At 26.8% G+C, this 21,409-nt stretch carries 26 protein-coding genes; 19 read left to right on the top strand and 7 right to left on the bottom strand.

What is annotated here, in order from left to right; translation table 11 throughout:
- Window positions 1–6: 6 nt before the first annotated feature.
- The 4 genes from BP997_RS03935 (at window position 7) to BP997_RS03920 (ending at window position 3,877) form a co-directional block, all read left to right on the top strand.
- Complete coding sequence (locus BP997_RS03935; protein WP_409197594.1) at window positions 7–1,044, top strand: carbohydrate kinase family protein; 1,038 nt, start codon at window positions 7–9, stop codon at window positions 1,042–1,044.
- 29 nt (window positions 1,045–1,073) lie between these two features.
- Window positions 1,074–1,886, top strand: a complete 813-nt coding sequence (locus BP997_RS03930) for a 4Fe-4S binding protein (RefSeq protein ID WP_409197593.1) — start codon at window positions 1,074–1,076, stop codon at window positions 1,884–1,886.
- A gap of 53 nt (window positions 1,887–1,939) precedes the next feature.
- Window positions 1,940–2,575 carry an HPP family protein gene (locus BP997_RS03925; protein ID WP_409197592.1) on the top strand — a complete coding sequence of 212 codons (636 nt, stop codon included), beginning with the start codon at window positions 1,940–1,942 and terminating at the stop codon, window positions 2,573–2,575.
- 303 nt (window positions 2,576–2,878) lie between these two features.
- Complete coding sequence (locus BP997_RS03920; RefSeq protein WP_409197591.1) at window positions 2,879–3,877, top strand: NAD-dependent epimerase/dehydratase family protein; 999 nt, start codon at window positions 2,879–2,881, stop codon at window positions 3,875–3,877.
- Between the two features lie 53 nt (window positions 3,878–3,930).
- Here BP997_RS03920 and BP997_RS03915 read toward each other — a convergent pair whose 3' ends face one another.
- Together BP997_RS03915 and BP997_RS03910 are read right to left on the bottom strand one after the other, a co-directional pair.
- On the bottom strand, window positions 3,931–4,356 hold the full coding sequence (locus BP997_RS03915) for a DUF3795 domain-containing protein (RefSeq protein WP_409197590.1): 426 nt from the start codon (window positions 4,354–4,356) through the stop codon (window positions 3,931–3,933).
- A gap of 23 nt (window positions 4,357–4,379) precedes the next feature.
- Window positions 4,380–5,006 (bottom strand): Pr6Pr family membrane protein, encoded by a 627-nt coding sequence (locus BP997_RS03910; RefSeq protein ID WP_413828836.1) that lies wholly within the window; start codon window positions 5,004–5,006, stop codon window positions 4,380–4,382.
- A 202-nt stretch (window positions 5,007–5,208) separates the two neighbouring features.
- Here BP997_RS03910 and BP997_RS03905 point away from each other — a divergent pair, with 202 nt between their 5' ends.
- From BP997_RS03905 to BP997_RS03870, 8 genes are all read left to right on the top strand, one after another.
- Window positions 5,209–6,402 carry a glycosyltransferase gene (locus BP997_RS03905; protein WP_413824046.1) on the top strand — a complete coding sequence of 398 codons (1,194 nt, stop codon included), beginning with the start codon at window positions 5,209–5,211 and terminating at the stop codon, window positions 6,400–6,402.
- Between the two features lie 55 nt (window positions 6,403–6,457).
- Entirely contained in the window at window positions 6,458–6,775 is a 318-nt protein-coding gene (locus BP997_RS03900) for a carboxymuconolactone decarboxylase family protein (protein ID WP_409197587.1), read from the top strand.
- A gap of 202 nt (window positions 6,776–6,977) precedes the next feature.
- A complete protein-coding gene (locus BP997_RS03895; protein WP_409199087.1) occupies window positions 6,978–8,276 on the top strand; it encodes a phenylacetate--CoA ligase family protein in 1,299 nt (432 codons plus the stop codon).
- 27 nt (window positions 8,277–8,303) lie between these two features.
- Complete coding sequence (locus tag BP997_RS03890) at window positions 8,304–8,750, top strand: acetolactate synthase (protein ID WP_409197586.1); 447 nt, start codon at window positions 8,304–8,306, stop codon at window positions 8,748–8,750.
- A 30-nt stretch (window positions 8,751–8,780) separates the two neighbouring features.
- Window positions 8,781–9,506, top strand: coding sequence for a hypothetical protein (locus tag BP997_RS03885; RefSeq protein WP_409197585.1), 726 nt, complete (start codon window positions 8,781–8,783; stop codon window positions 9,504–9,506).
- 143 nt (window positions 9,507–9,649) lie between these two features.
- Entirely contained in the window at window positions 9,650–10,507 is an 858-nt protein-coding gene (gene sucD / locus BP997_RS03880; protein WP_409197584.1) for a succinate--CoA ligase subunit alpha, read from the top strand.
- Between the two features lie 97 nt (window positions 10,508–10,604).
- Entirely contained in the window at window positions 10,605–11,807 is a 1,203-nt protein-coding gene (gene hmgA, locus BP997_RS03875) for a hydroxymethylglutaryl-CoA reductase (NADPH) (RefSeq protein WP_409197583.1), read from the top strand.
- 63 nt (window positions 11,808–11,870) lie between these two features.
- Complete coding sequence (locus tag BP997_RS03870; protein WP_409197582.1) at window positions 11,871–12,140, top strand: hypothetical protein; 270 nt, start codon at window positions 11,871–11,873, stop codon at window positions 12,138–12,140.
- 22 nt (window positions 12,141–12,162) lie between these two features.
- On the opposite strand, the gene BP997_RS03865 is transcribed toward BP997_RS03870, so the two are convergent.
- The 4 genes from BP997_RS03865 to BP997_RS03850 form a co-directional block, all read right to left on the bottom strand.
- Window positions 12,163–13,017, bottom strand: coding sequence for a TatD family hydrolase (locus BP997_RS03865; protein ID WP_409197581.1), 855 nt, complete (start codon window positions 13,015–13,017; stop codon window positions 12,163–12,165).
- Between the two features lie 18 nt (window positions 13,018–13,035).
- A complete protein-coding gene (locus BP997_RS03860) occupies window positions 13,036–13,704 on the bottom strand; it encodes a DUF116 domain-containing protein (protein WP_413824044.1) in 669 nt (222 codons plus the stop codon).
- A gap of 143 nt (window positions 13,705–13,847) precedes the next feature.
- The gene (locus BP997_RS03855) at window positions 13,848–14,321 is read right to left on the bottom strand and encodes a hypothetical protein (RefSeq protein ID WP_409197579.1); all 474 of its coding nucleotides are present in this window, start codon (window positions 14,319–14,321) and stop codon (window positions 13,848–13,850) included.
- 111 nt (window positions 14,322–14,432) lie between these two features.
- Complete coding sequence (locus BP997_RS03850) at window positions 14,433–14,588, bottom strand: hypothetical protein (protein ID WP_413828834.1); 156 nt, start codon at window positions 14,586–14,588, stop codon at window positions 14,433–14,435.
- 177 nt (window positions 14,589–14,765) lie between these two features.
- Between BP997_RS03850 and BP997_RS03845 the strand changes: the two genes are divergently transcribed.
- From BP997_RS03845 to BP997_RS03815, 7 genes are all read left to right on the top strand, one after another.
- Window positions 14,766–15,464, top strand: a complete 699-nt coding sequence (locus tag BP997_RS03845; RefSeq protein ID WP_413824042.1) for a zinc-ribbon domain-containing protein — start codon at window positions 14,766–14,768, stop codon at window positions 15,462–15,464.
- A 103-nt stretch (window positions 15,465–15,567) separates the two neighbouring features.
- Window positions 15,568–16,221 carry a hypothetical protein gene (locus BP997_RS03840; RefSeq protein WP_409197577.1) on the top strand — a complete coding sequence of 218 codons (654 nt, stop codon included), beginning with the start codon at window positions 15,568–15,570 and terminating at the stop codon, window positions 16,219–16,221.
- Window positions 16,222–16,259: 38 nt separating this feature from the next.
- Window positions 16,260–16,784, top strand: a complete 525-nt coding sequence (locus BP997_RS03835; RefSeq protein ID WP_409197576.1) for a DUF367 family protein — start codon at window positions 16,260–16,262, stop codon at window positions 16,782–16,784.
- Window positions 16,785–16,992: 208 nt separating this feature from the next.
- Window positions 16,993–17,139, top strand: a complete 147-nt coding sequence (locus BP997_RS03830; protein WP_409197575.1) for a 50S ribosomal protein L40e — start codon at window positions 16,993–16,995, stop codon at window positions 17,137–17,139.
- A gap of 240 nt (window positions 17,140–17,379) precedes the next feature.
- Complete coding sequence (locus BP997_RS03825; RefSeq protein WP_409197574.1) at window positions 17,380–18,129, top strand: geranylgeranylglyceryl/heptaprenylglyceryl phosphate synthase; 750 nt, start codon at window positions 17,380–17,382, stop codon at window positions 18,127–18,129.
- A gap of 24 nt (window positions 18,130–18,153) precedes the next feature.
- Window positions 18,154–19,227, top strand: a complete 1,074-nt coding sequence (locus BP997_RS03820; protein ID WP_413828416.1) for a DNA double-strand break repair nuclease NurA — start codon at window positions 18,154–18,156, stop codon at window positions 19,225–19,227.
- Window positions 19,224–20,735 (top strand): helicase HerA domain-containing protein, encoded by a 1,512-nt coding sequence (locus tag BP997_RS03815; protein WP_409197572.1) that lies wholly within the window; start codon window positions 19,224–19,226, stop codon window positions 20,733–20,735. Before BP997_RS03820 ends, BP997_RS03815 begins: the two co-directional genes overlap by 4 nt.
- 15 nt (window positions 20,736–20,750) lie before the next feature.
- Here the strand turns inward: BP997_RS03815 and BP997_RS03810 are convergent, their stop codons facing one another.
- Window positions 20,751–21,017, bottom strand: coding sequence for a hypothetical protein (locus tag BP997_RS03810; RefSeq protein WP_409197571.1), 267 nt, complete (start codon window positions 21,015–21,017; stop codon window positions 20,751–20,753).
- Window positions 21,018–21,409 lie beyond the last annotated feature (392 nt).

Below are 21,409 nucleotides of genomic sequence, written 5' to 3'. Positions count from 1 at the left end.
ATTCACATGACTAATAATGAAGATAAAAATCAATATTTAAGATCTGATACAAATATGCCCAAACCTGATGTTGTGATGGATGATGATTTAAAAGTAAAAGTCATAGGATTTGGAGCTTTAAATTTAGATAAACTATTTTATGTAGATGAAATCGTAGGTCCCGATGAAGAAACATTTATTAAATCTGAAACATCATCACCAGGAGGATCAGCAGCTAATACTATGATTGCTTTATCCAAACTGGGATTACCAACATCTTATATTGGTAAAATTGCAACAGATGATGATGGTGATATGTTAGAAATGAATTTAGCAAAAAGTGGAGTATTCTTAAACCATTTAATCTATGCTGAAGAAGGTCATTCTGGGAAAGTTTTAGGATTTGTTGATAAAAATGGTGTTAGATCTTTATATGTTGATCCTGGAGTAAACGATGATATAGTTATTAGTGAATTAAATCATTATTTTATAAATCAAACAAAAATTTTACATTATACTAGTTTTGTAGGTGAAAGTTTTCATGCTCAAAATGAGTTATTAGATAAATTAAATGATTCAGTAATATTAAGTTTTGATCCAGGAATGTTATATGTTAAAAAAGGAGTTAATGGTTTACGTAAAATACTTCAAAGGACCAATATACTTTTAATAAATAAAAATGAGTTAATGTTATTATTTAAAGATTATTTTTGTGAAAAATTTAATTTAAAAGAAGAAGATAATTTAACTTTTAGAGATATTAGTGTTCATTTATTAGATGAAGGTATAGACACAGTAGTTGTTAAAAACGGAAGTAAAGGTGTTTATGCTATAAATAGTTTACAAGAAGTAAAAATCCCTGCATATGAAGTGGATGTAGTTGATACTACTGCTGCAGGAGATTGTTTTAATGCAGGATTTTTATATGGTTATTTAAATAAATATTCTTTAGAAAATTCATGTAAATTAGGTAATTGGGTCGCATCTTTATCTATAAGTGGTAAAGGTCTAAATAATCTTCCAAATAAAAAAGATTTAGAAGAATTTGAAGCTTTATTAAAATAAATTAATAAAATATAATGAAGGTAAAGGACATGGAAATTAGATTTAAAAAGGACATTGAAGAATTAAAACGGGAAATAGTCCTTAAATCTGTGGATTTGGATGAGAATAAAGAATTAAAAGTCAATATTGATGATTATCATAATATTGATAAATATATTAATATTTCTCCACGTTGTGTTAGATGTAATCTGTGTGTTGAAGAATGTCCTGTAGATGCAATACGTTCATCGAATGCAGGTATACGTGCAAAAATTTTAGATAATTGTGTGAAATGTGAAATATGCGCCCAATCATGTCCAATTTCAGCAATATATGTATTAGAAGGTAATACTAAAGTTATAAATAATGAAAATGTAATTTATGATATAACTGAAGTTAAAGTTCCTCATAGAATAGTTAGAATGGAAGAAATAGGTTTTAATAGGGAAAATTGTATAATGTGTGGAACTTGTACTAAATATTGTCCTACTGATGCTATACAAATGAGATCTAAACTTTACATAGAAGAAAAAACAGGTAAAATATATCCTGAAATGGATGATGAACATAAATATCCATTTATTAATGAAGATTTATGTGTAGGTTGTGGATCTTGTGCTAATTTATGTACACAAGAAGTAATTAATTTAAAACGTTATGTGGGACCTGTACAAATTTATAATAAAATACATGTTGATGATGATTTATGTGTAGGATGCTTTTTATGTGAAGAAAATTGTCCTACAGGAGCAATAAAAGTAATTGATGGTAAAGCGGTTTTACAAGATAATAAATGTATTAGATGTCAAGAGTGCACTATACGGTGTCCTGTAAGAGCATTAGAAATGAAACCAATAGAGTAGATGTATAAAATTTATAAATAATTAAATTTAAAAATTTTTTGAGGTAATTAATAATGAAAGCAAAACAAATGATGGATAAAAATTTCATATATGGAACTGTTAATGATTCCATAAATGATGTAAGTAAAATCATGGAAGATCATAAAGTATTCACTTACCCTATTCTTGATTCTGATATGAAATTAGTAGGATGGGTAACAAGTTTAGATATTACAAGAGGTTTAAGAGAAAATAAAGATATTGTATCTGAAGTAATGCACTCATTTGAAGAAGTATGGACAATATATGAAGGAGAACAAGCACGTTTAGCTGTAATTGAAACTACTAATCGTAAACTTGTAAGTATTCCAGTTTTAAATAAAGAGGACCAAGTAATAGGAATCATTAGATCTTTTGATATGATTAAAACTTTCAGTGACTTATATGATATTAAAGTTTATAAATTATATGAAGCAATGTTAAAAAGTTTAAAAGGCGTAAATTGGCAAGATTTAATGGAAGCTTCAGCAGTTGTATCCACTAAACAAACAGGTATAAAAATAACTCCTGAAGAGTATGAAGAAAACATTAAAAAAGCTACTTTCGGTGAAGCAATTTGGGCTACACGTGGTTTAGAAAATTTCTTTGCAGGTTTAATTAGTGTAGGTGAACTAGTTATAGCACGTAAAATTGGAAGAGCACGAAAATAAATTTATCATATTTTCATTTAATAGTTTTTTTAGGATAAATAAATTTTTTTAGTGCTTTCATTATTAACAAAAAGAATTTTAATTTAATAAATTTTTTTTAAAAAAATAGAAAATTTAGAGGAGTGTATTGTTTAATCTAATCTATTTTTGAAAAAATAAAATTTATAATGAACTTTTTGGTTTTTTAAAAAAATTTATAAAAAAATTATTAAATTTAAAATATTTTATTTAATTAGTAATATTAAATTTTATAAATAATTATGACAATATATAATAAATAATATAAATTAAAAATTGATTTTTATGAGAACTTATAACGAATATGAAGGAAAAACTGTCCTTGTGACAGGTGGAGCAGGATGTGTTGGTAGTAACTTAACAAAAGCTTTATCAGAATTAAATGCTGAAAAAGTAATTATTTTAGATAATATGTCTTCTGCTTATGAATGGAATGTTCCTGATTATGATCAAATAGAACTTATTGAAGGGGATATTCGTGATGATGAAGTCTTAAAAAGAGTATTTAAACAAAGTCCAGACATTGTTTTCCATTTAGCTGCTCACTTTGCAAATCAAAATAGTGTAGATATGCCTGAAACAGATTTAATGGTAAATGGTTTAGGAATGTTAAAAGTTTTACAATACTCCCAACTCACTAATGTAGATAGATTCATATTCTCAAGTAGTGGATGTGGAGTATATGGTTTAGACAGTAAAATGCCATTTAAAGAAGATGACATTTCAATCTCCTTACACACCCCATACCAAGTAACAAAATTACTTGGTGAACTATATACTAATTACTTCCATAACCTTTATGATTTACCAATAGTAAATGCAAGATTCTTCAATGTATTTGGTCCCGGAGAAGTACCAGGAAAATATAGAAATGTAATACCTAACTTTTTTTATTGGAGTATGAATAATCTCGCTTTACCAATTACAGGAAATGGAACAGAAACTCGTGACTGGACATTTGTAGAAGATATAGTAAGTGGATTACTTGCAATGGGTATAGAAGAAGAAGCAATAGGAGAAGCTATTAACTTAGGGTCTGGACAAGATCATCGAGTAATAGATATGGCTAATAGAGTAAATGAATTAACTGGAAATACAGAAGGAATAGCATATGCAGAACGCCGTAATTGGGATGCAAAAACTAAACTTTTAAGTTGTATAGATAAAGCACATGATATTCTTGGATACAAACCAACTGTAAGCTTTGATGATGGACTCATAAAAGTACATGAATGGTTTGAAAACAATTGGGAAGACATTCAAAAATCAGCAGAATTTGATTAAACATAGAAAAAGGGAAATTTTTTTAAAAAAGGGGAATTTTCCCTCTTTTATAACTATTTTTTATTTATATCAATATATTCAAATCCACATTCACTACAAGTTTCATCATTGAAACAGATTACACCACCACAATTTTCACAAGTGTACTTATCTAAATCCATTTTTAAAATTTTACCAATACCTGAATTTTCTAATTTTTTACAATTATCAACTGTGCTTAATCCATATCTTTTCTTTGAATTTTTATCATGTTTCTTAATTAATTTACAGGGGAATTCACTGCATCGTTGACAATATTTAAAATTCTTTTTATCAAAACAATTTTTAATCTTACATTTTAAACTACTTTTACTTTTACCAGAATCACTAATTCTACAACCTGGACAAGCATTATCATTTTTTAAATGTTTTTCACATAATAGGCAGTTAAAACCACAAGGAGCAAAATATTCATTTTTTATAATTTCAGGCATTTTCATAAATTTTCAAAACCTTTTACTTTTTAGTTTAATTTAATCTTTTTTCCAAATTTTTCTAATATATATCCTAATATTAATATTAAAATTAATATGATAAAAATATAGATGATTACATTACTTAAACCTAATTTATCAATATCTAAAAAGAAATAAGGGTACAAAGAATTTCCACTATTTGGTCCACTAAAAATTTTTGTCCCAATAAAGAATGCTCTAAAATAAATACCTATTAAATATGCTATAAATGGTATTAAACAATAATAAATACTTTTAATATTTAAAGAATCCTTTTTAGCAAATATTAACCAATCACATACAAATAATATTGGCACAATTAAATGAAATATGAAATTTTCCATTCCATAATTAATAAGACTTGTATGATAATTAGGAAATATAATTAAATTATAAGTTAATGACACTATAAAAATGGAGACAGTTATGATATAATAAATAATATTTATTATTCTTTCTTTATTTACATTATATGTTTTTTTATTTATGTTTTTATATAAATAAAATATTGAAAAGATTATACAAGCAATATTTGTTAAAGTAGTGTAAAAATATAATTTAACTGTACTATTTGGAAATTTAGTAATAGATTCATAAATACCCCATAATCCAATTATAATAATTAAAATTTTCATTAAATTAGAAATTATGATTTTTTTTTCAAATTTAAGACCTCTTATATTATATGTTAATCCTTTTTGTTTTGCATATATAAAATAATTATTCTTTCTAAAATTTAATTAATTTCACATTTAATTTTAATAAAAAATTATAATTACTAGAAAAAACCAAAAATTAATTTAATTAATAAAAAAATTAAAAAGGACTTAACTGCATATGAAAATTTTAGTATTACAAGAATCTGACTGGTTAAAAAGAAACCCTCATCAACAACATCATCTTATGGATCGAATGGATGGGAGAGGACATCAAATAAGAGTTATTGATTATCCAATCGATTGGTCTAATGATAAAGAGAGTAATGGATTAATCTATAACCGCGAAGAACATAATAATGTTTGTAAAGTCAACCCAAAAACAAATATTACTGTAATACGTCCAAGTTTCATAAAAATTAAAGGATTAAATTATGTAAGTATGTATTTCACTCACCAAAAAGAGATTAAAAAACAAATATTAGAATTTAAACCAGACATTATTTTAGGATTAGGATTACTTAATTCTTATACTGGAAGTAAACTAGCAAAGAAATACAATATACCATTTGTATACTATTTAATAGATAATTTATATGCATTAATTCCTGAAAAAATCTTTCAAGGCATAGGAAAACAAGTTTTCACTAAATCATTAAAAAATTCTGATTTAGTAATAACAATTAATCAAAAACTATCAGAATTAGCAATATCCCTAGGATCTAATCCAGATAAAACAATATTAATTGATGCAGGTATAGATTTAAAAAAGTATAATCCTAAATTAGATGCTTCAAAAATCTATGATGAATATAATATCCAATCAGATGATATAGTTCTCTTTTTTATGGGATTTATTTATAATTTTGCTGGAATGAAAGAATTAGCTAAAAAATTAGGGGAAAATAAGGAAAAATATTCTAAAATGAAAATTTTAATTGTAGGTGATGGGGATGCCTATGAAGACTTACTAAAAATAAAAGAAGAATATAATCTTAAAGATCAACTTATTCTCACAGGACGTCAACCTTATATTAAAATACCTGAATTTTTAGCATCATCAACATTTTGTTTGCTTCCTGCATATAAAGATGAAGAAATAATGCAAGATATTGTACCAATTAAGTTATATGAATATTTAGCAATGCAAAAAGTCGTTATTGCAACTAAACTACCTGGAATTTATAATGAATTTGGTGAGAATCATGGTATTGTTTATGTGGATAATGCATGTGAAGTTCTTGATACTGTACAAAATATATTAAATAAAGGGGAATATGATGAAATAGCTAAAAATGGTAGAGAATTTGTTAAAAGTAGTGATTGGGAGATTAAAGTTAATGAATTTGAAAATGCATTAAATGAATTAATATAAAAAACTTTATATTACTAAAAGTAGTATATAATTAATATTAATTGGAGGTCATTAAATGAAAGATGAAGTATTCTATGGTAAAAGCATGCAACGTGTTAAAGATGATAATGAAGAATTATACCAAGCTATTGTAGATATAAATAATGCAGTATGGGATGGAAAAGCATTAGATTATAAAACACAAAAATTAATAGCTATTGGAATAGCAGCATCAAATTCAGATACTAGAGCTATCAAAAAACAAATGGAAAGTGCTAAAAAGGAATTAGGCATCACTCGTGATGAAATTTTAGATGTATTAAAAGTGGTTTTATTAACTTCTGGAATGCCACCATTTAATAAATCCTTATCTGTACTTAATGAAGTATTCTAATACTATTTTTTTATAATTATTTATTTTTTCATTTTTTATTATTTTTTTCTATTTCTCATTTTTTTTAATTTTTAACAATTCTTAAAAAACTTTTTTATAAAATAAAAACTATAAGTTATTAGTATAATTAAAAGAATAATTAAATATAATATTTATAAATTAATATGAAATTAGTATTTTTTAGGAGAATTGTTAAATGATAATGTGGGATGAAGAAAAAGAAACCATACAAAGAGATGACTTAGAAGAGTTGCAATTGAAAAAATTACAAGACACTGTTCATCAAGCTTATGAACGTGTACCTTATTATCATAAAAAATTTAATGAAATTGGATTATACCCAGAGGATATTGAAACATTAGAAGATATTACTAAAATACCATTCACTACTAAAGATGATTTACGTGAAAGTTATCCTTTTGGTATGTTTGCAGTTCCTAAAAAGGAAATTATAGAAATTCATTCATCTTCTGGTACAACAGGAAAACCAGTTGTTTCAGGTTATACACGAAAAGATTTGGATACTTGGGCAACAATAATGGCACGTGGATTAACAGGTATGGGTCTTGGGGATGAAGATATTCTTCAAAATACACATGGTTATGGATTATTCACTGGAGGATTTGGAGTACATTATGGGGCGGAAAAAATCGGAATTACTGTAATACCTATAAGTACTGGTCAAACAAAACGTCAAATTGAAATAATGAATGATTTTGATATTACTGGGTTAATATTTACACCATCTTACGGTTTACATATGGCAGAAGTTGCAAAAGAAGAAGGAATTAATCCAAAACAATTAGGGATAAAAGCTATTGGTTTTGGGGCTGAAATGTGGACTGAAGAAATGAGAAAACGTATAGAAAAAGAATATAATACTGAAGCTTATAATATTTACGGTTTAACTGAAATTATGGGTCCCGGAATAGGTGTAGAATGTGAAGCACAAAATGGTTTACATATTGCAGAAGATTATTTCTACCCTGAAATTGTTGATAGTAAAACAGGTAAACAACTTCCAGGGGGAACTGAAGGAGAATTAGTTTTAACAAATCTTGAACGGGAAGGAATGCCAATTTTAAGATTCCGTACTAAAGATATCACAACCCTACATTATGAAACATGTGAATGTGGTCGTACTTTTACAAGAATGGAACGTATCAAAGGAAGATATGATGATATGATTAAAGTAAAAGGAGTTAGTGTTTTTCCTTCACAAATTGAAAAAGCATTACTACACGTAAGTGAAGTTGAACCTCATTATCAAATAATTGTTACTCGTCCAGATATAATGGATCAAATGGAAATAAAAGTAGAAACATCTCCTGATTTATTTAGTGATGATGTAACTAAAATGGTGAATTTACAAAAAACAATTGGGGACTATGTGCAAAACGAAATAGGTTTACGTGCAAAAATTACCTTAGTAGAACCTCATACTCTTCCACGTTTTGAAGGAAAAGCAAAACGTGTTTTAGATAAAAGAAATTTTAATTAAAAAAAACTTTTCAGGTGTTTTTTTATTATGTCAAATGATAACGAAATGATTAAACAATTAAGTATATTTTTAGAAAATAAAAAAGGACGGTTATATAAAGCATTAGATGTTTTAGCTAATGCAAATATTAATATTAGAGCTTTATCTTTAGCAGATACTAGTGATTTTGGTATATTACGTTTAGTTGTTCAAGACCCAATTAAATGTAAAGAGGAATTAGAAAAACATAACTTTACAGTTAAGGTTACTTTAGTAGTTGGTGTTCAATTAGATGATACTCCTGGTGGTTTAAGTAAAATTTTAAAAATAGTACAAGATAATAATATGAATCTTGATTATTTATATGCTTTTACTCATGAAAAATCAGAAAAAGCTATTCTTTTATTATGTACTTCAAATCTTGAAAATCTTACCAATATTTTAAAAGAAAATGATGTAATAATTGTTCCAGCTGATGAAGTATATAACTTATAATACTCAAATTATTTTTTGTGATGGATTTTTATGAAAATAACATGTATAGGTGCGGATATATCAAATAATGATGTATCATGTAGTGAAAATTTAATATCTAATTTAAAATCTGATATTCCCAAACTATTAAAAAAAGGAGCTATTAAAGCAGGATTAACTAATATTACTGGTGATGATGTAGTAATTTCTGCTATTGTAAATGATGAAGATTTACCATTAATCAATAAGGAAATAGTTAATATATTAAGAGATAATGCTGAAGATATTGGTGATATTGGAGGTGTTGGGAAAACATCTGAGGAAGCAGGTGAAGGGATTAGTTATGCAACTGCGAATATTCGAGAGGATAGATTTCCTGATGCCGTAATATTACATTTTGATACTTATGGAGGGGAATCATTTGTTGCACATGTTGCAGAAAGTGCAATACAAGCTGCTAAAGGAATAAGTTCTTGCACTGATGTTTCCATTTTAAATAGTGAAGATATTAATGAGATACCTGGTGTTGGTTATGTGGGTAATGAAACCGATGATCCTGTAATAGTTGCTACTGTGGAAGATTTAGAACAAATAGGTGTGATTAGTGGAGCAATGATAGGTGCAAGTTTAGGTTGTAAAAACACTTATCTTGTAAAGCGTCATACTCCATGTAATGTTATACCTGGTAGTGTGCTTGTTTCCGCAACTGCATTTACAAATGGTAATATTATAGATTTAGCTGTACCATTTGAGAATAAAACTAGAATCCTTAAATAAAATACTTTTATATTTTTTTCATTTATTTAATTTAATTCATTTAAATCTTAAAAAACTTTTAATATTACTAATGATAAATATTAGATTAACAATTATGATTAAAAGATTTATTATAAAAATTATAAAATAAGAGGTTAATGTTTATGATATTATTAGATAAGGATACAAGAGCCTTAGTTCAAGGAATTACAGGTAAACAAGGTTCTTTCCATACAAAACAAATGTTAGATTACAATACAAATATTGTTGCTGGAGTTACACCAGGTAAAGGTGGTCAAGAGTTATATGGGGTTCCTGTTTATGATAGTATAGAACAAGCTGCAAGTAACGAGGATTTAAACACTAGTATAATATTTGTACCTGCACCATTTGCTAAAGATGCAGCTTTTGAATCAATTAAACATATGGATCTTGTAATTATCATTACAGAACACATTCCAGTCCATGACAGTATGCAAATCATGGAATATGCTAATCGTAAAGGAAAAACAGTTATAGGTCCAAACACTCCAGGAATTATATCTCCAGGTATAGGTAAACTTGGAATAATGCCAACTCATATTTTCGAACCTGGAAATGTTGGAGTAATAAGTCGTAGTGGAACTTTAACCTATGAAATAGCATCACAATTAACTAATGCAGGAATCGGACAAAGTACTTGTTTAGGGATTGGAGGAGATCCAGTAATAGGTACAAAATACACTGAGATTTTACAAAAATTTGAGGATGATCCAGATACTGATAAAATTGTATTAATCGGTGAAATTGGAGGAAATGCAGAAGAAAAAGCTGCAAAATATATAGAAGAAAACATCACTAAACCAGTAGTAGGGTTTATTGCAGGATTAACAGCACCTCCAGGAAAACGTATGGGTCATGCAGGAGCAATTATTGAAGAAGATAGTGGAACTGCATTATCTAAAATTAAAGCATTTAATGATGTTGGAGTAGAAGTTGCAAAAAGACCATCTGAGATAGTAAACTTATTAAACAAAGTTTAAATAAACTCTTATTTTTTTCTAATTTTTTAAAAAATATGAAAACTAATTTTAAAAATATATTTTTCTTTAAAATTTTCTTTTAAAGGTATTGATAATAATGAATAAAGAAGAAATCATCCAAAAATTATTTAATGGTGAAATGAAACTTTATCAAATAGATAAATTCACAAAAGATGCTACTGAAGCTTTAGAAATTCGTCGAGAATTCATTGCTCAAAAAACTAACACTGATTTAAGTTATATTGGTTCATATAATATTGATATGAATACTGCAATGAAAAAAAATATTGAAAATCCTATAGGTACAGTGCAAATTCCATTAGGTGTTATAGGGCCATTAAAAATAAACGGAGAATCATGTACTAAAGAATACTATGTACCTTTAGCTACATCTGAAGGAGCATTACTAGCTAGTATTAATCGTGGGGCAAGTACTATAACAGCTTCTGGTGGATGTAATGCTAGGGTTATTAGTGATAAGATGACTCGGGCTCCTGTAATTAAAGTAGAAAATAGTGTAGAAGCTATAAAAGTTAAAACATGGTTTGAAGATAATTTCTCTAAAATTAAAGAAGTAGCAGAGTCAACAACTTCTCATGGTAAATTAATAAAAATAGATCCAATATTAATTGTGGGAGCATATGTTTATCCTAGATTTGTTTACAGTACTGGTGATAGTATGGGAATGAATATGGTTACAATCGCTACTGATAAAGTTTTAAAATTATTATCTGAAGAAACTAATGCTAAACATATTGCTTTAAGTGGTAATGCTTGTGTTGATAAAAAACCTTCTCATATGAATTTAATAGAAGGGCGAGGAAAAACTGTTGTGGCAGATATTTTAATTCCAGAAGAAATTGTTGAAAAAAAATTAAAAACTACTGCAGAATCAATAGTTGAAGTAAATATTGCTAAAAATTTACTTGGAAGTGCAGTTTCAGGGACAATGGCATTTAATGCTCAATATGCAAATATGGTCGCAGCAATATTTTTAGCAACAGGACAAGATTTAGCACATGTTGTTGAAGGATCATTAGGCATAACTCATGCTGAAAATCGTAATGGAGATTTATATTTCAGTGTAAATATGCCTGATTTACCATTAGCAACAGTTGGTGGGGGAACAAGATTAGAAACCGCTAATGAAGGGTTAAAAATTTTAGGATTAAATGGTTCCGGATCAGTTCGTGACTTTGCTGAAGTAGTAGTTTCAACAGTTATGGCTGGAGAATTATCTCTTATAGGTGCTTTAGCAGCAGGACATTTAGCACGTGCTCATGAACAATTAGGAAGATAATTAAAAATTTATTATTTCCCTAAAAAACTTTTTTTTAAGTATAATTAAAGGATTATTTTTAAGATGAATAAAAAAGATAATGTTAATTTTGATGATTTGGATTTAGACTTTGAAGATTTAGAATCTTTAGGCTTAATGGATGATTCTGAATTTCCGGAATTAGAATTAGAAACAGATAATATATTAATGAATTTAAGTATAAAAAAAGATTATAGTAAAATTAAAGATAAATCTGAACGTAAAAAAGAATTTATTAAAGATTTACATAAATTTATAGATCAGTTTGCTAATACTCCAGAATCTGATGATTTCATTAATTATTATGATTTATAAAAATTATATTTTTCTATTTTTTTTATTGATCTATGTCAAAAACTTTTTCAACATTATTTTTATGTATTTGAAAAGCTTCTTCAACAGTCATTATTTCGTTTTGAATAAAATTCAATGTTCTTTTTGGTACAGTTTTAGGACCTAATACCATTCCAGGATGTTCATCTTCATCAAAAAAATCTGTTTCCATAAAAAATCGTGTACCTTTTTTTAAAGCTTCAATAATATTAGTTTTATTAGTGGTTATGCTTGGAACAATTCCAAAATTTTCTTCTTTCAAAACATGAGCCTCTGCGTGGTGTTTTATAAGTTTATTTTTATTAAACCCAATTTTATCTGCAATTTTTGCTATTTCTTCATATTTTTGAGGTGTGAAATCTTCTGTATGTAACATCACAGGACAGTTTAAATCTTTACCTAATTTTAAACAGTATTCTAAGATTTTATTATGGTACTTTAATTCCTCTTCTTCAACAGGGTAATGGGGTCTTCCTATTTCACCTATTCCTAATGCATTACCTTTTTCTATTTCTTTGCTGCCATAATTTATTGCTTTTATTATTCTTTTGTATGCTTCTTGGTATGTTTTTCCTGCTCTTATTAAGTTTGAATATTCTGCTGGGTGAACTCCAAGGAAACTGTATGCATGAACAGGTGTTTCTTTGTTTATTAGGTCTACATATTCATTATTTAAGTCCATTCCTTTTTCATAATTTGTGGGTTGGCCAAAATTCCATGCAGGTTTGTTTGGTATTATCATTACTCGACCTCCATTATTGTAGAATATTTTTGCTATTTTTAAGGGTCCTTTCCCATTAATAGGATCTACATGTATATGGGTATCTGTAATTGGAATTTCTAAAGGATTAGGTATCATAATAATTATATTTTTTTATTAAGTTAATGTTGTTTGTTTAGTTTGATCTTGTTTTTCATATCCGATTTTATCTAAAACTTCTTTTACATTTACTTTTGTTAAAAAACATCCATCTTGTGTTAATAATACTCCTTGAGGTGCAAAATCTGATAAGTTCATCATCATTAAGTTTAAATCTTCATAACATGCTATTCCTACTACTGCTTTAAAGTGTTGTTCTTTTATAATCCTTTCAATGAAACTACTTCCAGGAACGATAAATACAGTATAACCCATGGGTTCTGCTTCTGATTTAATAATACCAATACTACATCTACCACATTCAGTACATTCTACACCAGTTTTTGTAAGCTTTGCTTCACAGTCTGCTGCTCGAAGACAGTGAGGTAAAAATATTAATTTTTCATCATTTGGAATTTTATTGAATTTTTTTTCATTTACCTTGTTTCGTAATTCAACACCAATATGATCTACTAATGTCTTATCAAGTCCTAAACTTTTTGAAAATTTTTTCAATGGAGAATAAAAAGCATCTAATCCTAATAACATAACTTTTGGAAATATTAAAAGATTTTTTTTAATTAATATTTTACCTAATACTAATGTTATAATTAAAATTAATAATAGTAATATAATGCCTATTGTTATTAGTTCTCCTAAAAATATAAATATTGATTCTGTAATCATTTTAATTTTAAATCCTATAAATTAGTTATTAATATTTTAATTTTTATTATATAAATCATTATTTAAATTTTAAATTTAATCAATATATATTTCAAAGTTTTATTTTTATACTATAAAAAAAAGGGGTTTTTAAATGGATATTATTAAAACTTTTTAATTTCATAATCTTTTAAATTTCCTTTAATATTTACTCCATTTGCAGATTTAAAAATTTCTAAACCAGTTAAACTATCACAACTACATAATATGTCTTGTTCTGGATGTGTGCCGGGTATTATATTACAATCTAAACGGATATTTTCACCTACACTTATTACCATTTTTAATCTTTTGCTTGAGGGGTGATTTTTAGGTAAAACTATTATTGGTGAATCCATGTCTCGTGTAAGGTAAATTAAGGATTTTATTCCTTTTTCAAATTTTTCTCCTGTTCCGAATGCGCTAACAGCAATTAAGTCTCCAGGTTCTAAAAATTGAACAATTTCATCATTTTCTGGTGTTCCAAGAAAAATCATTTTTTTATCAGATAGTTTAACTATGCCTACAGTACCAGTATTTCCTTTTAAAAATAATATTTCCTCAGGTTTTAATTTTATATTTGTTTCTTTAGTGTTCATAAGTTTATGTGGTCCTTAAATATTTGTTTATTTAAAAAAATTAGTTTGTTTATTATATTTTTAAAAATGTAAAAAAAAAGGTTTTATTTTAAAATATTTAATGAAGTAATATTATTCATTTGATTCTACATTATCACTTTGGCAGGAAGGACATACAACATGTTTTCCAATTCCTTTAAATTCATTTCCACAATCTAAGCATCGATATCTTTTTGTTTTTAATTTTTTCATATCTATTTCAGCCATTGGGCCTCCACCACTACACATTAATATCACCTTTTTATTCTTTTATTGTATTATTATATTTTTTTTGAAGTATTTATTTTTTTTGTTGATTAATTATTTTTTATCTATTAAAATTAAATAGAATAATTTAAAAATAATTAGTTCTTAAATATTATATAGTATTAATAAATTATTTTTTTAAAAGGTGGTGATTAAAGTATGGTGGAGAATCATAATATTTGTCCTAAATGTGGATTTAAAAATTCTTCTGATGCTAAGTTTTGTCGTAAATGTGGAACTAATTTAATTCAATCTGCTACTCCTTCTTTTAATCAGTCTAATGTGACTAAAATAACTCCTGATTCTAAGAAAGATGAAAATAAGAAGTATCTAATCATTGGTGCAACTATTATTATTTTGGTTGTAATTGTTTGTTGTACATTTTTATTAGTTAGTTCTTCAGGTACTGGTTCTACTTTTAGTAGTGGTTTAATTCCTAGTTCTCAGTCTGGTTCTAGTTCTTCTAATGTTCAAAGTAGTCAGTCTGGTTCTAGTTCTTCTAATGTTCAAAGTAGTCAGTCTGGTTCTAGTTCTAGTACTAGTGGTAGTTGGCATTTAGTTCAAACTTTTAATGGAGTAGGTAATGATCAATTGTCTGTAACTGGTTTAACAGGTAGTAAGATTAAAGTTTATGCTTATGGGATGCCTATTAATAACCATGGGGGATATAATCATTTATATACTAATTCTTATTTAAATGGGGCTAGTGTTGGAAGTACTGCAGTTGATTGGGGTACTACTAGTGCTGTTAAGGGTAAAGAGGATAGTGTTATTTTCTCTGGTTCTGGTTCTTTAAGTATTGATGTGGATACTCAAGATCTTGATTCATGGACTATTAAAGTTTATTCTTATAGTTAATAAATTAAATATTTTATTTTCTTTTTTTTAATAAATTTTATTATTGAGTAAAATCTAAAATAATATAAGACTTTATTTAATAATTTTTTGGAGTGAGTGAGTTTTGGAAAGAAAGAATATTTTAATTATTGTCTTTGTTTTAGTTATATTAGTTATTGCACTTGGTGCAAGTTATATGATGTTCTTTAATAAAGGTGATACTACAAATTTTAATGCAGCATTTATTAGTGGGTCTTTCACTGGGAATGTTTCTGGGAATGTTATAAATGATTCTGTTCCTAATCATCAATTTCAAGCTAGTTATATTGATTCAAATAATGGTATTACTTATAATATGAGTACACTTAAAGATGGTGATTTTTTAATTGATTTGATGCAATTACAAGGTTTACAATCTCCTGAGCATCGTCAGTTAGGTGAGAATAATTGGAATATATTTTATTCTCAAGCTGTTCCTAATACTCAAGTAAGTAATAATACTACTACTGATAATTCTAGTGTTTATAATGTGTATATTTGTCAAGCGGATAAAGATAATCAAACTTTTCTTATTTATGTCATTAGTAATTCTTCTAAGGTAGAATGTGATGGTAGTTTATATTGTCCTATGTATAAAGATTATGTTGAACCTTTACTTACTAGTACTACTTTGAAGACTAATCCTAGTGCCCCTACAGGTCCAGATGTCTTAGGTATAGATAATGCTACTTATAATCAATTATTAGATCAAATTAAGAATGCTAAAGGGGCTAATTAATTTTCTCCTTTTAATATTTTTTATGGATATGTTTTATTATGGTAAAAGTTACAATTTTTCATGCTAATGAATGTGATAAAAAGAAATGTACTGCAATTAAAATGTGGAAAACAGATAAAGCTCGTTTGGTTTATCGTATTAATCAAATTCCTCATGGAGCCATTGTTTTAAATCCTTATAGTGATTATAGTGTTTCTCCGGAGGATCATCGTTATGTTTCTAGACGTGGTGTTGTTGGTTTAGATTGTAGTTGGAATAAAGTTAGTGATTCTAAGAGTTTTTTTAATTTAAGTAAGTATCATCGTGCTTTACCTTTTTTAATTGCTACTAATCCTGTTAACTATGGTAAACCTTGTACTTTATCTACTAGTGAAGCTATTGCTGCTACTTTATATATTACAGGTTTTAAAGATCAAGCTCATGATATTATGAGTACTTTTAAGTGGGGTCATACTTTCTTAGAATTGAATGGGGAGTTACTCGAAGCTTATAGTAATGCTCATGATGGTGAGGGTGTTGTCAATATACAGAATGATTTTTTAAGTCAGTATAATAAAGATTAGTTTTTATTCTTATTTTTTTGTTCGATTCTTGTTTATAACCATTAGGTTTATATATTAAGAAGAGTATATATTTTTATAAGATTTATGAATACATAACTATTTTTTGTTTCATAATTTTAAATAAAAAATTATAAGATTAGATTAATTGTTTTTTTAATTATAATCGAAATTTATTTTATCATATATGATTATTTGGGAGGATATCTTAATGGCACGATTTGATGAAGCTGAAAACAGAATTTTCAATGTTAAAATTTGCTTAAAATGTAATGCTCGTAACCCTGCTGATGCTAAAACTTGTAGAAAATGTGGTTACAAGGGTTTAAGACTTAAAGCTAAAGAAGCAAGAGGATAATTTTATCCTTTATTGTTTTTATTTTTTTTAAAACCTTTTTAATACTTTTTTCTATTTTTTTAATACTTTTTTGTTTATTCAATTAATAATATATCTTATTTTTTTAAATAAAATTAAATACTATTAAATCCAAAAATAATAATAATATAGTGAACAATAATATAAGATTAAATAAAAATTATAAAAAATTAATTTTAAACAAAAAATATAGTCACAATAAAAAAATAAAGGAAGCAAAACATGTCTGTAGAAAGTGAAATAAAAGAAACTTTAAAAAATCGAAAAATGCATTTAACACTAATAGATCCAGATGAACAAACACCGGAAGAGGCATTAAAAATTGCTGAAGCAGCTATAAGAGGCGGAACTGATATTATTTTAGTTGGAGGATCAACTGTAAGTCAAAACCAAGTAGATTTTACATGTAAAATATTGAAAGAAAATATTCAAAAACCTATAATAATTTTCCCAGGAAACACTAGTAGTGTAAGTAAATATGCTGATGCAATGTTATATATGAGTTTCATAAATAGTACCAACCCATACTGGTTAGTTGGGGCACAAGCACTTGCAGCACCAGCAGTAAAAGCTTCTGGAATCGAAACATTACCTATGGCATACATGGTATGTGAACCTGGAGGGACTGTTGGATTTGTAGGGCAAGCACAACTTGTCCCAAGGAATAAACCTAAATTACCTGCAGTATATGCTATGAGTAGTGAATTTATGGGAATGAGGTTCTTTTACTTAGAAGCAGGATCAGGAGCAGAAAAACCTATACCTCCAAAAATGGTAGCATATACTAAAAAAGCTACAACAGACATGGTAATCATAGTAGGGGGAGGAATCCGGGATGGTGAAACAGCATATAAAGCAGCAAAAGCAGGTGCAGATTTAATAGTTACAGGTACAATAGTTGAAGAAACAGAAGATGTTGAATCAAAAATAAATGAAATTACAACTGCAATCAATAAAGCATCTAAAAATTAAAATTATATTTATTCAGAGATTTATATGTTAGAATCATTATATGAAGAAGCAATAAATAAAAAAGGTACAATCCAAGAACAAATAGTGGAATATCAACATAAAGATTTGGATTTATCAAAAAATTGGATTGAAAAAACAATTCCATTACCTTTAAAAGATAAAGTAATAGCTGCAGGTGATGGGAGTTTAAACAAAAAAAGATTCATAAGCTTTTATCTTTACGCTGTAGCTGCTGAAAGCTTAATTTATAATCCAAATAAAGATCAAAAATTAAAAAAATATGAATTAACAAATATTGATACTTTATCTCATCAAAAATTTCTTGATGAACGTTTAAGTAATTTCATGAACATTTTTGAATTAAAAAATGCAATAAAAACTATAGAAGATAACAAGGACTTAGATTATTACCTACTAGATGGAAGTATTTATGGTAATATAATTCCTTTATTCCCATCACCCCATGATATTCCAAAAAAAACACGAATTGATATAATTAAACAAGTAAATTCTCAATTTAAAGAATCTATAAAAAATAAAGAGGAAAACATTAAATCTAATGATTTAATAAATACACTTGATTTAGATAATAAATTTAAAGATTATGAAATAAGCATTTTTCTTGAAAATATTGAAAAATCTTTATTGTATATAGAATTATTAAAACATAAAGAAAAAATAGTTGCAATTAGTAAAACCAGTAGTAGTAAAGATTTTTTTAATAGTAATGTTCCAGATATTGCATTATTAAATTATTATTCAACAAATGAAGGTTATAGTACTTTAAGATATCGTAATGCAAGTGAAGATATTCGGACAAATTTCTTAATTGGGGATGAGTTTTTTAAAAATATAGATTTCACTATTTTTTATGCTAGATTATCTCCAAATACTAATGTTTTAAAATTTGAATTACCTTATCATGCATCTGAGGAAGAATGTTTACAAGTTTTAAGTGATTTGAAAAAGGATTCTGTTGGAGGTTATCCTTATTTACTTTATAAAGCACATCATGATGTGGTAATTCAGAATAATGATATGAATAGTATCAGTTCTATTGTAAATATAATTGAAAGACAAGGAAGGGAAATGTTATGATTATTGGTAGAAGTATAGGGGAAACTACTCTTGTAAATTTAAGTTTTATTAGTAAAAAAATGCCAAGTGTGGGGGAATATGTTACATTAAATTATGATGGTAAAACTGTCTTAGGCATGATTGAATCTATGGTTAGAGGTTCAGTTTCACTTAATAATGAGATTTATGATCCTGACACTATAGATAAAATTAAGGAAATAGAAGGAAATGATTATTATATTAAAGGAAATGTTAGAATTCTTGGAGATGTGAATGATAATCTTAAACTTCCAAGAACTCCTGCACCTCCTGGTACTGAAGTTGAGAAAGCTTCAACAGACATATTAAAAGATGTTTTTGATCAAGAAAATAGTTTAACATTAGGTCATTTAATAAGTCAAGAAGAAGTAGAAGTAGGTGTAGATTTAAATAAAATGGTTTCTCGTCATTTAGCAATTCTTGCAATGACTGGTGCAGGAAAATCTAATACAGTTTCAGTATTAGTTGATGAATTATTAAAAAATAATGGTTGTATATTTATTTTTGATATGCATAGTGAGTATATTAATGCAAAATTCAAAAATGGTGAAGTAAATCCTATTAAACCAATCATTAATCCTAAATACATGGAATTTGATGAAATTAAAAAATTAGCTAATATTGGATCTAATGCTGTAAACCAAGAAAGGTACATTAGAAAAGCTTTTAAAGAAGCAAAAGAACAATTACAAAATGGTGAAGCTAAAACTCCAGATTTCTTAGAACAATTATTAATTATTTTAAATAAATGGGAATTAGATGATGATCGTCCATCTAAAGAAAGAAATAATATCATTGATGTAATTAATAAGATTGAAGATTTACAAAGTACTTATGGAAAATTATTAGATACAAATACAGGTAATATTTTAACACAATTAAAACCGAACAGTTGTAATGTTCTTGATTTGGGTCAAGTTGATGAAAATACTGCTGAAGTTATTGTAAGTCATGTTTTACGGAATGCTTTAAAAAGTAGAAAGAATTTTATTCATGAAAATGATGTGAATGCTTTAAATATTCCCGTATTTTTTGTATTGGAAGAAGCTCATATTCTTGCTCCTCAAAATCGTAGTACTAAATGTAAATATTGGATTACACGGATTGCTCGTGAGGGTCGTAAGTTTGGTTTAGGTTTATGTATGGTTAGTCAATCTCCAAAGTCAGTTGATAGTGAAACATTGTCTCAAGCTAATAATATGATTATTTTAAGACTTGTTGAACCTAAAGATCAACAACATGTGCAAAGTTCTTCTGAGTCTTTGTCTGATGATTTGGTTGGTCAATTGCCTAGTTTGAATGTTGGTGAAGCTTTAGTTTTGGGTATGATGACTAAAATCCCTACTTTAGTTAAAATTAATAGTTTTAAAGGTAAAAATGTAGGTGGAGATTTGGATATCTGTAAAATTTGGAGTCAAAATCTTAAGTCTAAAACTGAGGAATTAGATGAAATGGAAGATGATTTTTTAAATTTAGGTGGAGATTATTAAAAAATTTTTTAAAAATTAATTTAATAAATAAGATATTTGAACTTTATTGTTAATAATTACAATATTGTTAAATCTTCCATTTATTGCTTTTTCTATTTCTGATATGTTTTCATTAGTTATTTGTTCTATTCGCAAGTTAGGTGAACTAATTTGTAATTCTTTAGAATTATCTTTGGATAATTGAAATTTTAATTCGTTTAATTCTTTTTCAGGGTATAATTTTTGGAATTTATTTTTTAAAATTTCTTTTAAGTTTTTGTTAATTTTTTCATCAAAGTACATTTCCTTTTCTCCTATCTTATTAGTTATTTTCGTTTTTTGAATTTTTTCCACATCGGGGGGGGGGTGTAAGGTTTTTGGTTATGTTTTTTCCTTATTTTTTCAATTTGATTATTTTATTTTTAGTTTAAAAGATTATAAATCATTTTTTTTACATGTTTTAAATTAATGGTTTTCTTTATTTGTTGATACATTGTTAGTTATACATTATAAATCTTTTTATTATTCTTATTTTTCATGTTTGGATTATTTTACAATTATTAAAACTGTTTTGGGGATGTTTAAATTTGTTTTTTTGTTAGTTATTACTCATGGTTTTAATAATCACGAACGATTATTGGTTTTGATTAATTTTTAAATTAAGTTAAAAAAATTGGCTCTGTAGAAACCCTATT

It is taken from the genome of Methanobrevibacter sp. UBA412, assembly GCA_002495685.1.
Classification (GTDB): Archaea; Methanobacteriota; Methanobacteria; order Methanobacteriales; family Methanobacteriaceae; genus Methanobrevibacter_A; species Methanobrevibacter_A acididurans.
Note: the sequence above shows the minus strand (reverse complement) of the source record. Positions and strands in the feature narration are given on the sequence as shown.

Bases quoted from the DNA above. Each gene is read 5' to 3' on its own strand.
- BP997_RS03935 (WP_409197594.1), top strand. From the start codon at position 7: ATGACTAATAATGAAGATAAAAATCAATATTTAAGATCTGATACAAAT.
- BP997_RS03930 (WP_409197593.1), top strand. From the start codon at position 1,074: ATGGAAATTAGATTTAAAAAGGACATTGAAGAATTAAAACGGGAAATA.
- BP997_RS03925 (WP_409197592.1), top strand. From the start codon at position 1,940: ATGAAAGCAAAACAAATGATGGATAAAAATTTCATATATGGAACTGTT.
- BP997_RS03920 (WP_409197591.1), top strand. From the start codon at position 2,879: ATGAGAACTTATAACGAATATGAAGGAAAAACTGTCCTTGTGACAGGT.
- BP997_RS03915 (WP_409197590.1), bottom strand. From the start codon at position 4,356: ATGAAAATGCCTGAAATTATAAAAAATGAATATTTTGCTCCTTGTGGT.
- BP997_RS03910 (WP_413828836.1), bottom strand. From the start codon at position 5,006: ATGAAAATTTTAATTATTATAATTGGATTATGGGGTATTTATGAATCT.
- BP997_RS03905 (WP_413824046.1), top strand. From the start codon at position 5,209: ATGAAAATTTTAGTATTACAAGAATCTGACTGGTTAAAAAGAAACCCT.
- BP997_RS03900 (WP_409197587.1), top strand. From the start codon at position 6,458: ATGAAAGATGAAGTATTCTATGGTAAAAGCATGCAACGTGTTAAAGAT.
- BP997_RS03895 (WP_409199087.1), top strand. From the start codon at position 6,978: ATGTGGGATGAAGAAAAAGAAACCATACAAAGAGATGACTTAGAAGAG.
- BP997_RS03890 (WP_409197586.1), top strand. From the start codon at position 8,304: ATGTCAAATGATAACGAAATGATTAAACAATTAAGTATATTTTTAGAA.
- BP997_RS03885 (WP_409197585.1), top strand. From the start codon at position 8,781: ATGAAAATAACATGTATAGGTGCGGATATATCAAATAATGATGTATCA.
- sucD (WP_409197584.1), top strand. From the start codon at position 9,650: ATGATATTATTAGATAAGGATACAAGAGCCTTAGTTCAAGGAATTACA.
- hmgA (WP_409197583.1), top strand. From the start codon at position 10,605: ATGAATAAAGAAGAAATCATCCAAAAATTATTTAATGGTGAAATGAAA.
- BP997_RS03870 (WP_409197582.1), top strand. From the start codon at position 11,871: ATGAATAAAAAAGATAATGTTAATTTTGATGATTTGGATTTAGACTTT.
- BP997_RS03865 (WP_409197581.1), bottom strand. From the start codon at position 13,017: ATGATACCTAATCCTTTAGAAATTCCAATTACAGATACCCATATACAT.
- BP997_RS03860 (WP_413824044.1), bottom strand. From the start codon at position 13,704: ATGATTACAGAATCAATATTTATATTTTTAGGAGAACTAATAACAATA.
- BP997_RS03855 (WP_409197579.1), bottom strand. From the start codon at position 14,321: ATGAACACTAAAGAAACAAATATAAAATTAAAACCTGAGGAAATATTA.
- BP997_RS03850 (WP_413828834.1), bottom strand. From the start codon at position 14,588: ATGTGTAGTGGTGGAGGCCCAATGGCTGAAATAGATATGAAAAAATTA.
- BP997_RS03845 (WP_413824042.1), top strand. From the start codon at position 14,766: ATGGTGGAGAATCATAATATTTGTCCTAAATGTGGATTTAAAAATTCT.
- BP997_RS03835 (WP_409197576.1), top strand. From the start codon at position 16,260: ATGGTAAAAGTTACAATTTTTCATGCTAATGAATGTGATAAAAAGAAA.
- BP997_RS03830 (WP_409197575.1), top strand. From the start codon at position 16,993: ATGGCACGATTTGATGAAGCTGAAAACAGAATTTTCAATGTTAAAATT.
- BP997_RS03825 (WP_409197574.1), top strand. From the start codon at position 17,380: ATGTCTGTAGAAAGTGAAATAAAAGAAACTTTAAAAAATCGAAAAATG.
- BP997_RS03820 (WP_413828416.1), top strand. From the start codon at position 18,154: ATGTTAGAATCATTATATGAAGAAGCAATAAATAAAAAAGGTACAATC.
- BP997_RS03815 (WP_409197572.1), top strand. From the start codon at position 19,224: ATGATTATTGGTAGAAGTATAGGGGAAACTACTCTTGTAAATTTAAGT.
- BP997_RS03810 (WP_409197571.1), bottom strand. From the start codon at position 21,017: ATGTACTTTGATGAAAAAATTAACAAAAACTTAAAAGAAATTTTAAAA.